We start from the raw sequence: 9,747 nt of genomic DNA, 5'->3' as shown, positions 1-9,747 counted from the left end.
CAGCAACCAGGCGCGTAAAGAGGCGCTTGACCCCTGGCTGAACATCTACAACACTCAACGCCGCCACAGCGCACTCGACGGACTACCTCCGACCAGCCGCCTGTAACCAACGTCGTGGCCGAGTACAGCTAGTGGCAGTCTTGACCGGTTCGCTCACACCCGCGCTCATGGTGCTACAAGTAGGCATTACCGTTGCAGTTTACGGATGGGCTCTCCATTCCTTGCGCAGCGGCCATCAGAAGCCCGTCTGAGGCCGTCCCTAGTTGTCCAGAAGGCGGCCGAGCACACCAGGAGAAAGCGCTGTTTACCGTGACACCGGCCGCGCCGGCCGACCTCGATGAACTGTCCAAGCTGATGGCTATGGCCTTCCAGTCGGATCCACCCATGCAGGCCGCTATGGGAACCACGGACCCGGCCGTCATGGTGGAACGCGGCCCGTGGCTGTTTCGTGGTCTGCTCAACGGTGGAGCCATCCAGGCCGGGACGGTGGACACGATTCGGGAGGGCCAGCAGATCATCGGTGCGGCTGCCTGGTACGCCCCGGGGCACCATGGGCCCACGATCCCCGGCCTCGTGACGCACGCGCGGGACTTCCACCGCGCGCTGGGAACCGGAGGGATGGTCCGCGCCCTCAAGATTGAAGCGGAGATGGCCAAGTACCGGCCGACGACGCCGCACTGGTACCTCCATGCCATCGGCGTCCACCCGGATGCGAGGGGCCAGGGGGTGGGTGCCGTGCTCCTGGACCACCGCCTGAACCAGGCCGACCGGGCGGGCCAGCCCGCGTACTTGGAGTCCTCGACCGCCCGGAGCGGGAACCTCTACCGGCGGCACGGTTTCCAACCGATGCGACGTATCCAACTCAATGAGCGGGCGGCACCGTATTCCATGTGGCGGCCCGCCGCCCAGTGACAACCTGGTACCAAGAGTGCCTGTCTCGGGAGGATCCGACGTGCCTAGGCTGAGGGACATGAGCATTCCCATGATCACTTTGAACAACGGAATCGAGATCCCCGCACTGGGCTTTGGGGTCTTCCAGTCCCCGCCCGAGGAGACCACGGCCGCCGTCGCAAGCGCCCTGAAGACGGGGTACCGGCACATCGACACGGCCGCTGCCTACGGGAACGAACGCGAGGTGGGTCAGGCCATCCGCGAATCGGGTCTGGATCGGTCTGAAGTTTTCATCGAGACCAAGGTCTGGATCAGCGACTTCGGGTTCGACGAAACGCTGCACGCCTTCGACAAGGCGGCAGGCAAGTTAGGCGTGGAGCAGATCGACCTGCTGATCCTCCACCAGGCCCTTCCGGAAACCTTTGACCGGACCATTGCTGCGTACAAAGCCCTTGAGCAGTTGCTGGCGGACGGCAAGGTGCGCGCGATCGGCGTCAGCAACTTCATGCCCGATCACCTGGACGGCCTGCTCGCGGAGGCCACCGTGGTTCCGGCCGTGAACCAGATCGAGATCCACCCGTACTTCCAGCAGCGTGAGTTGCTGGAGAAGAACGCGGAACTGGGCATCGTGTCCCAGGCCTGGTCACCGATCGGTGGCATCACCTTCTACCCCGGCTGGGGTGACGACAACCGCAAGTCCACGCTGGAGGACCCGGAGACCGTGGCCATTGCGGAGGCCCACGGCAAGTCCCCCGCGCAGATCATGCTGCGGTGGCACCTGCAGGAAGGCCGCCAGGTCATCCCCAAGTCCGTCAAGGAGCACCGAATCGCGGAGAACTTCGACGTGTTCGACTTCGAGTTGAGCGACGACGAACTGGCCCGCATCGACGCCCTGGACACAGGGGTCCGCGGCGGTCCTGAACCGGAGGACGTCACGCTCGACAGCTTCGGGATGGACATCCCCGAGGCATGAGTCCTTCACGCTCCCAGGCCATGGCCGCGCACCGGGCACTGTGCGCGGCCATGGTGTCCGGTGACCCCGCCAGGCTGGATCCCTTGCTGGCCGACGAATACACCCTGACCCACATGACCGGCCACGTGCAGCCCAAGACCGAATGGCTCGGGGAGGTCGAAGCCGCGACCATGGCCTACCACTCGATCCGCGATGCGGACGTCGTGGTCGAAGTTCACCCGGAATCCGCGACGGTCGACGCACGCACCCACACGGATGCCACCATCTGGGGCTCACGGAACACCTGGCGGCTGCGGCTGCGCACGGATTTCGCCCCGCGCGACGACGGCGCATGGGTTTCGCTGAAGACGGTGGCCTCCACCTGGTAGGGGGGTGCGGTCAGTTCGAGCTGGTCACCAACTCCACCAACGCATCCCCGTACCGCTCCAGCTTCTTGGCACCCACGCCGCTGACACCCGCGAGACCGCGGACGCTGCTTGGGCGTTCACGCGCAATGGCGATCAGTGTGGCGTCCGGGAACACAATGTAGGCCGGAACGTTCTGCTCCTTGGCCTCTTGCGCCCGCCATTCGCGCAACGACTCGAACAGCACCGCCTCCGGGCCCGACAGGTCCGCCGTCGTCGTCGAACGTCGACCGCGGACGCCGGAGGATCGCTGTTTGGGTTGGCTGCGCCGTAGTTCAAGTTCCTGCTCACCGCGGAGGACGGCACCCGCGCCGGGCCCCAGGGCCAGCGTCCCGTAGTCCCCCACCGACTCCACGATGTTGCGTGCCAGCAGTTGCCGGATGACCCCGCGCCACTCGGTCACGCTGAGGTCCGCGCCGATCCCCCACACCGTGAGTTCCTGGTGGCGGGAGGCCGTTGAGCGGTCATTGGGTTTGCCGCGCAGAATGTCGATGATCTGCCCGGCGCCGAAACGCTGATCCCGTTCACGGTTCAGCCGGACGATGGTGGACAGCAGTTTCTGAGCGGCCACCGTCGCATCCCAGCCCGTGGGCGGCGTCAGGCAGTTGTCGCAGTTCCCGCACGGTTCGGCGTCCTGCCCGAAGTAGCGCAGGATCTGCACGCGGCGGCAGGTCAGGGACTCACACAGCCCCAGCATGGCGTCCAGGTGGGCTCGCTGCCCGCGCTGGTGCTGTTCGGAGCCGTCGCCGTTGTCGATCATGCGGCGCAGTTGAACCACGTCGTTGAGACCGTAAGCCAACCAGGCCGTGGCCGGTAGCCCGTCTCGTCCCGCGCGGCCGGTTTCCTGGTAGTACCCCTCCACGCTCTTGGGGAGATCCAGGTGTGCCACGAACCGCACATCCGGTTTGTCGATGCCCATGCCGAAGGCGATCGTGGCCACCATGACCACGCCGTCCTCCCGGAGGAACCTGGCCTGGCGTTCCGCGCGCTGCGTTTCGCTGAGCCCCGCGTGGTACCCCAACGCGTCCAGGCCCTCCTTGCGCAGCGCTTCGGCCGTCTGCTCCACGCTGCGCCGGGACAGGCAGTAGACGATCCCGGAATCACCGTCGTGTTCGGCGCGAAGCAACCGCAGCAACTGCGAGCGCGCGTTGTCCTTCTCCACGATCCGGTACTGGATGTTCGGCCGGTCGAAGCTCGACACGAAATGCCGTGCCTGCGCCATGCCGAGCCGCTCGGTCAGCTCCGCGTGGGTCGCTTCCGTGGCGGTGGCGGTCAAGGCGATCCGCGGCACCTCGGGAAAGCGTTCAGCCAGGACCGAGAGCCCCAGGTAGTCCCGCCGGAAGTCGTGGCCCCACTGAGAAACACAGTGCGCCTCGTCAATGGCGAACAACGCAAGCCGGCAGCGGGCCAGAACGTTCAAGGTATGTTTCTGGACCAGCCGTTCGGGTGCCATGTAAACCAGGTCCAGTCGGCCGGCCAGGAGATCTGCTTCCACCGCATCGGCTTCCTCGAAACTCAGAGTCGAGTTGAGGAAGGCGGCCTTGACACCCACCGCAGCCAGCGCGTCCACCTGGTTCTGCATGAGCGCGATCAGCGGAGAAATCACCACTCCCGTACCGGGCCGGACCAGCGCGGGGATCTGATAGCACAGTGACTTCCCGCCCCCCGTGGGCATCAGGACGACGGCGTCTCCCCCACCGCTGACGTGCTCCACGATCTTTTCCTGGTCACCACGAAAGGAGTCGTACCCGAAGACGTCATGGAGCACCTGGAGCGGGGTCGTGGTGTCAGCGGGAGGGGAAGAATTCACCCGACCAATTTACAAGGCCAGCCCCGGCCCTTGGCGCTGACGAACATGGGTCAGAAGAAGCCCTACCAGAACCGGGCCCACGGTTGTCACGGGTATCAGCATGGTCACCGTGAGGAGGGTGGACATTCGGAACGGTGCGTTCTGAATCCCGAGGTACCACCAACCGCCCAGAAACAGGCCAATCAAACTGGGCAGAACACTCACTCCCCGAAGCCAGAGCCGCCGGAACGGGACGAACACCAAGGTGCAAAACGTGACACCCACGTTGGTCAACACCCACGTGGCTCCACCCATGAGTACCAGTCCCAAAGGTTGGCCCCACAGGTTACCGGTCACCGTGCCAGGGACCGCGGTGTCGCCCAGCAGCAGGGGCCAAGCACTCATCGAAAGAGTTGCGGCAAAGCCCACCAAGGGTCCGATCAACACCAGGAGCGGAACTGCCGCTCGATCGGGGACGCCTAAGTCCTCCTTGTCGTAATCGAACCCGAAGTACGGCCACAACAGCGTGAACGCCACCCAGGTGCAGCATCCAATCATCGCTCCGTCATCGATCACATTGAATTGTCTGTCCTCAATCAGCCCACGGGCGCCCAGTCCGACAATGATCGTGGCCAGAACAGCCACAATTGCGGTAGCCAGGATCTGCGAGCGAAGGCCCTGTAGGAAGGTCGTCCTGCTTCCCTTCGCCGGGTCACGTGGGGTCCGAGACGACGTGGGCACAAGGCCGTACCCGTCGGGTGCTTGCTGATAGGACACCGTGACCTCGCTGTTCCGTTCGGGGACCACGTCCTGAGCGCCGACCGTGATCCCATCGCCTGCAGTTTGACGCACTGGCCTTGTTGAACGCCCACCGTGACCGGGCCCAGCTTCGGTTTGTCTAAGGCTGCCACGGGTCTGCACCCGCGACCGCCCCTGGTCACCGGAGTCAGGATCAGATCACCGTGGACTGCAATGTGCTGCGGTACTTGCCCCGGAAGAGCCGCCTGGTGGCCGGATCCAGGAACCAGAGGTACGCGCCGTAGGCGATGGCGATGACGGCGGCGATCGTGCGTCCCGAGCTGAGGTCGATGTCCAGGTACGGGAACACGTCCAGCTGGTCGGACACGGCGTAGATCATGAAGAAGGCCGAGAGGAAAAACAGAACGTCCACCTGCCAGTCCGACCGAATGCCAGTCACGGCGAACAACGGGATCAGCCACACCACGTACCACGCCTGAATCATAGGTGCGAAGATCACGATCGCCGCGAAAGCCCAGGTCAAACGGCGAATGATCTTCTGGTCCCGGCCCACGAACATCATGTACAGGATCACGGGCACCGCAAGCATCTGCCCCAGGCTGTGCACCAGGTCCATCGCCTTGCCGCCGTCACCACCCAAAATTCCGGCCACGCCGTTGGCGATCAGCCCGAGCATCCCCACCGGGGCGTACCAGATGAACACGGATCCGGGGGTGGACATGGCGGAGACCCACCCAAATCCGAAGTCCGAGACAAATCCCATCAAGGCCAAAATCCCCACCGACCAGGCCAGGGTCAGCGCCCAGATCGCGAACCGACGCGTCCAGGAGGCACCCTTGCCGGCCCACAGCAACCCGATGAACGGCAGGAAGACCAAGGTGATCGGTTTGATCGCAATGGACATGGTGACCAGGAAGGCACCAAGAAGGCCACCGCGCCAGTCCCGCCATGTGGCGGCGGCCAGGGTGCCCCCCAAGGCCAGGGCGATCATGATCGCGTCGTTGTGGGCGGCCAGAATGAAGTTGACCAGTAACAAGGGGTTGGCCACGGACAGCCACAAGGCACGTGTTTCGTTGATGCCGTGCAATCTAGCCAGCCGCGGAACCATCCAGGCAATGGCCGCCACGGACAGGATGCAGAGCCCGCGGAACAACAGCACCGACTGGTCCGGTTGGGCGTTGGTCAGGGCCACCACACCTTGTTCCATCCACAGGAACAAGGGTCCATACGGTGGCGGGGACTCGCTCCAGAGCTGATCCGCTCCCAGCTGGAAGAAGTTCTCAATCGTCGAGACCCCGTATTCGTACGGATTCAGCCCGGACTGCATCACACGTCCCTGACCGATGTACGAGTAGATATCCCGGCTGAACATGGGGATGGCCACCATCATGGGCACGGACCAGGAGATCATGGCCGCATTGACCCACTTCCGGGTGTCCGGCCCCCAGTGGTTCAGTTTCTGTCCCAGCCGCAACCATTCGCGGACCAGGAGCATGCCGCCCAGCGCCACCAGGATGATGGAGACGATCGCCCCCGGGGTGGTGAACCGCAGCGCGATGACCACGGGGTTCTGCCGGATCTCAGAAACGGCCGCAAGCCATCCCACGCCCAGAGAACCAATGAACAGCAGGATCGACCCGACTGCTCCCGCGATGACGGTCCTCAGCGGGGACTTGCGCACCCGCTGCCGAACAGCCGAGCCCGCACCCTCCGTCGTCGTCTCGGCGGAAGCGGGGACGCCGGTCTCGCTACTGTCTGCAGTCACTGGTCCCCTCTGAGTTTCAGACGCCCGCCCCGGCGCGAAGGCACCGGCCTGCCGAACGGCGAGGAGGTGACAGCACCCGTCGTCGGGAGTGGGGGTCGGCGCAATAGGTCATCGGCCATCCTACCGGGGTGCACGGGACGTAACCCTGCCGCCGCACCCCCGGCACCTGGGATTAAAGTTGCCGCGTGGCTATTTCCAATGAACGAATCGTGTGGATCGACTGCGAGATGACCGGGCTGTCCCTTGAGGCCGATGCCCTGATCGAGGTCGCGGTCCTGGTGACCGACGACCAGCTCAACGTCCTGGGTGACGGCGTGGACGTCGTGATCGCACCCGACCAAGCGGCCTTGGAGCAGATGAACGATTTCGTGCGCAACATGCACACCACCTCCGGTCTGCTGGAGGAACTCCCGCACGGCACCACCATGCAAGACGCTCAGGACCAGGTCATGGCCTACATCCGCGAATGGGTCCCCGAACCCCGCAAGGCTCCGCTGGCAGGCAACTCCGTGGGCACCGACCGCACGTTCCTGGTGCGGGACATGCCAGAGCTGGTAGAACACCTGCACTACCGCGTGATCGATGTCTCCACCATCAAGGAACTCTCCCGCCGCTGGTACCCGCGGGCCTACTTCCAGTCCCCTCCCAAGACGGGCAACCACCGCGCGCTGGGAGACATTCAGGACTCGATCGACGAACTGCGCTACTACCGCGGTGCCGTGTTCGTCCCGGCACCCGGGCCCACCTCGGACGAAGCCCGCAAGGTGGCCGCGGACATCACGGCCCACCGCACCGGTTCCACCGCTGAACCCGCGCCTGATTCCACCCTCGACTCCACCCACGACGACGACGAACGGTAACCACCAGGGACGCGGCGCCGACACCCGTCCGAATGGGTTATAGTGGTCCGCGTTGCTTTCACGAACAGCGCACTCGTTGTGCAGTCCTGAAGCGAACATGGTGGGCGTAGCTCAGTCGGCAGAGCGCCTGGTTGTGGTCCAGGAGGTCGCGGGTTCAACCCCCGTCGCTCACCCCACAGAATCGGCCCCGACCTCACGGTCGGGGCCGATTCCTTTGCCCACTCCCCCGGTTCCGGGTGGGGCCCTCAACTCAAGCCGCTTGCTCGAGCGACAACAGCGCGGTTTTCGCCTCCAGACCCCCGATGTAGCCACCAAGGCTCCCATCAGTACGCAGCACTCGGTGGCAAGGGACAACCACCGGCAGCGGGTTGGTTGCGCAGGCGGTGCCGACCGCGCGCACCGCCTGGGGGTTGCCAACGAGTCCGGCCACCTCCTTGTAGGAAAGTGTCTGGCCGTACCCGATCTGCGGCAGGAACCGTTGCACCTCCTGCCGGAAACCCCTCGAGAGCGCATGGTCCAGCGGCAGGTCGAATTCGTGGCGATGGCCCGTGAAGTACTCCTCGAGTTCGACGGCGGCCACGTCCAAACGCTTGGGAGCGTCCAGAATCCGAGGGCTCACCCGCTGTGCCAACGTTTCCAGGACGGCATCGAAGTCCTCGATCTCGAAGGCGACGCGCACCAGGCCCTTCTCGGTGGTGGCCAACAACAGCGGACCCACCGGGGAGTCCATTATGCGGTAGGCGACGTCGAGGACGCCGTCGTCCTGGGCACGAACGATCAACGTCTCGCGTAGGCGGTCAAGGTCAGTTCTTGATACCGGAAACAGATCATGGTTCATCGGGATTCTCCCTTCTGTGCCTCACCAGCGTTGTAGGTCTGCCGCAAACTCTTGATGCCGTCAGCCGCTGCTCGACGCACGGCCTCCGGGGTACCACCGATCAACTCGGCCGTCTGAATGTGCGGGAGCCCACCGAGATAGTGATAGGCGATCGCAAGGCGCTGGCGCTCGGGAAGCGCAGCCACTGCCTGCCACACACCACGTTCGTCACCACTTGGATCATCCAGTGATGAAGCTCGGTCAGGCACCTCATCGGTGGGGGTCGCGTGGCGTGCCCGCGCACGGGTGACATCAACGGCCTTGCGGTGAGCGACCCGAACCAGCCACGCCTCTACGTTCGTGCCCTCGGGGAGTTCCGGCCACGCGCGAAGGGCAGCCAAGAACGTCTCCGACCACGCATCGTCCGCATCGGCTCCGGCCCCGAGCACGGCGCGGCACACTCGCAACACGGTGACCCCGTGCCGCTCCACGGCCTTCTCGAACGGTTCTTTCATCCTCATCACACCGTAGACGCGGAGGACGAGTGAAACGTGAGGTCCGGTTCCCGATGACTTGTACGACGCCGCACGTCATGCGGACACGGCGGCACTCACCTCTACGCGGATCGTCGAGACGGAAGCACAGCTACCTTGACGGTGTACGCCAGGAAGAGCGTCATGGGCACCAGCTCGCCCGCGGTCTCGGCGAGTGTCACGACGGTGGTCGCGGGCCCCGAAATGTGGTCGTGCAGCAGGATGTTGGCCATGTCCAAGCCGATCGCGAAGACCACCAGAAGGGCAAGGACGGCGCCCAGGACCACGGTTCTGCGCCGCGCCCACGAACTCGCCTTGAAGAACCCCAGCACCAGCGGCGGTACCAGCAGCAGTGCCAAGACTCCCCAGGTGAGCAGTTCCCCCAGGTCCTTCGTAGCCAGCCCGGCCACCGCGTCTGCATCGAACAAACCGGCCATGACCTCACCCAGGGACTCGTGGACCTGGAAGAAATCATCGACCACGACGACGAACATGAGCCAGGCCCAGGCGGTGAAAACCAGCTGCTTGTGCTGCCGGGCGAGCATCACCAGGAGGCCCGCGGCGAGAAGCAATTGGATGTGGCCCCAGATCTCGATGTGGGATCCGTCCGTGTCTCCGTCCCACGCAGTTGCCGCGAAGGTGCCCCAGAATCCGGAGTCCTGTCCATCGCCGATTCGGTAGGCCACATTCGCCGACAGCAGGAGTACGTCAACGAACAGCAGCAGGCCAAGCATCCACACCACAAGCGTTCCTGCCGGAACGGCCCGTGGGCTCTTATGCGCACCCGTGGGTGACGCGGTGTTGGTCGCATCGAGTGACCATTCAGCCGCGACGGCCGCCTGATCGGATCGAGTCCTCTGACCGAGCATGTTCTTCTCCCCCATAATCGTGAGGCCCCCCGGCATCACGAATGTTCTCCCCAAAGAAGAACATCATAGGGGAAAGGGACATGGGCA

General features: G+C 64.6%; 11 protein-coding genes and 1 tRNA gene. 6 read left to right on the top strand and 6 right to left on the bottom strand.

Translation table 11 applies throughout. The features are described 5' to 3' along the window. From EDL96_RS12210 to EDL96_RS12195, 4 genes are all read left to right on the top strand, one after another. A partial coding sequence (locus EDL96_RS12210) for an integrase core domain-containing protein (RefSeq protein ID WP_148079891.1) occupies positions 1–106 on the top strand: 106 nt, incomplete at its 5' end. 203 nt (positions 107–309) lie between these two features. Then, positions 310–912 carry a GNAT family N-acetyltransferase gene (locus tag EDL96_RS12205; protein ID WP_123826513.1) on the top strand — a complete coding sequence of 201 codons (603 nt, stop codon included), beginning with the start codon at positions 310–312 and terminating at the stop codon, positions 910–912. Positions 913–970: 58 nt separating this feature from the next. Further along, positions 971–1,864, top strand: a complete 894-nt coding sequence (locus EDL96_RS12200; RefSeq protein WP_123826512.1) for an aldo/keto reductase — start codon at positions 971–973, stop codon at positions 1,862–1,864. Continuing rightward, entirely contained in the window at positions 1,861–2,232 is a 372-nt protein-coding gene (locus EDL96_RS12195) for a nuclear transport factor 2 family protein (RefSeq protein WP_123826511.1), read from the top strand. The genes EDL96_RS12200 and EDL96_RS12195 overlap by 4 nt, the downstream gene beginning before the upstream one ends. 10 nt (positions 2,233–2,242) lie before the next feature. Here EDL96_RS12195 and recQ read toward each other — a convergent pair whose 3' ends face one another. The 3 genes from recQ to mptB all read right to left on the bottom strand — a co-directional run bounded on the left by recQ (position 2,243) and on the right by mptB (position 6,581). Continuing rightward, positions 2,243–4,078: a DNA helicase RecQ gene (recQ, locus tag EDL96_RS12190; RefSeq protein WP_123826510.1), complete on the bottom strand. Its 1,836-nt coding sequence runs from the start codon at positions 4,076–4,078 to the stop codon at positions 2,243–2,245. 9 nt (positions 4,079–4,087) lie between these two features. Continuing rightward, entirely contained in the window at positions 4,088–4,702 is a 615-nt protein-coding gene (locus tag EDL96_RS12185) for a hypothetical protein (RefSeq protein ID WP_123826509.1), read from the bottom strand. Positions 4,703–5,009: 307 nt separating this feature from the next. Then, positions 5,010–6,581 carry a polyprenol phosphomannose-dependent alpha 1,6 mannosyltransferase MptB gene (gene mptB / locus EDL96_RS12180; RefSeq protein ID WP_199732611.1) on the bottom strand — a complete coding sequence of 524 codons (1,572 nt, stop codon included), beginning with the start codon at positions 6,579–6,581 and terminating at the stop codon, positions 5,010–5,012. A 227-nt stretch (positions 6,582–6,808) separates the two neighbouring features. Here mptB and orn point away from each other — a divergent pair, with 227 nt between their 5' ends. Both orn and EDL96_RS12170 read left to right on the top strand, forming a co-directional pair. Then, complete coding sequence (gene orn / locus EDL96_RS12175) at positions 6,809–7,441, top strand: oligoribonuclease (RefSeq protein ID WP_407656961.1); 633 nt, start codon at positions 6,809–6,811, stop codon at positions 7,439–7,441. Between the two features lie 100 nt (positions 7,442–7,541). Then, positions 7,542–7,617, top strand: a tRNA-His gene (locus tag EDL96_RS12170). Between the two features lie 74 nt (positions 7,618–7,691). Here EDL96_RS12170 and EDL96_RS12165 read toward each other — a convergent pair. From EDL96_RS12165 to EDL96_RS12155, 3 genes are all read right to left on the bottom strand, one after another. Further along, positions 7,692–8,279 (bottom strand): methylated-DNA--[protein]-cysteine S-methyltransferase, encoded by a 588-nt coding sequence (locus tag EDL96_RS12165; protein WP_123826507.1) that lies wholly within the window; start codon positions 8,277–8,279, stop codon positions 7,692–7,694. Further along, a complete protein-coding gene (locus tag EDL96_RS12160) occupies positions 8,276–8,773 on the bottom strand; it encodes an RNA polymerase sigma factor (RefSeq protein WP_123826506.1) in 498 nt (165 codons plus the stop codon). Before EDL96_RS12160 ends, EDL96_RS12165 begins: the two co-directional genes overlap by 4 nt. 101 nt (positions 8,774–8,874) lie before the next feature. After that, complete coding sequence (locus EDL96_RS12155; protein WP_123826505.1) at positions 8,875–9,660, bottom strand: hypothetical protein; 786 nt, start codon at positions 9,658–9,660, stop codon at positions 8,875–8,877. Between the last annotated feature and the right edge of the window lie 87 nt (positions 9,661–9,747).

This window comes from Kocuria soli, assembly GCF_003797835.1.
In the GTDB taxonomy this organism is placed as follows: Bacteria; Actinomycetota; Actinomycetes; order Actinomycetales; family Micrococcaceae; genus Kocuria; species Kocuria soli.
Note: the sequence above shows the minus strand (reverse complement) of the source record. Positions and strands in the feature narration are given on the sequence as shown.

Coding starts and splice junctions, on each gene's coding strand:
- EDL96_RS12155 (WP_123826505.1), bottom strand. CDS start 9,660: ATGCTCGGTCAGAGGACTCGATCCGATCAGGCGGCCGTCGCGGCTGAA.
- orn (WP_407656961.1), top strand. CDS start 6,809: ATGACCGGGCTGTCCCTTGAGGCCGATGCCCTGATCGAGGTCGCGGTC.
- EDL96_RS12160 (WP_123826506.1), bottom strand. CDS start 8,773: ATGAAAGAACCGTTCGAGAAGGCCGTGGAGCGGCACGGGGTCACCGTG.
- EDL96_RS12165 (WP_123826507.1), bottom strand. CDS start 8,279: ATGAACCATGATCTGTTTCCGGTATCAAGAACTGACCTTGACCGCCTA.
- EDL96_RS12195 (WP_123826511.1), top strand. CDS start 1,861: ATGAGTCCTTCACGCTCCCAGGCCATGGCCGCGCACCGGGCACTGTGC.
- EDL96_RS12200 (WP_123826512.1), top strand. CDS start 971: ATGAGCATTCCCATGATCACTTTGAACAACGGAATCGAGATCCCCGCA.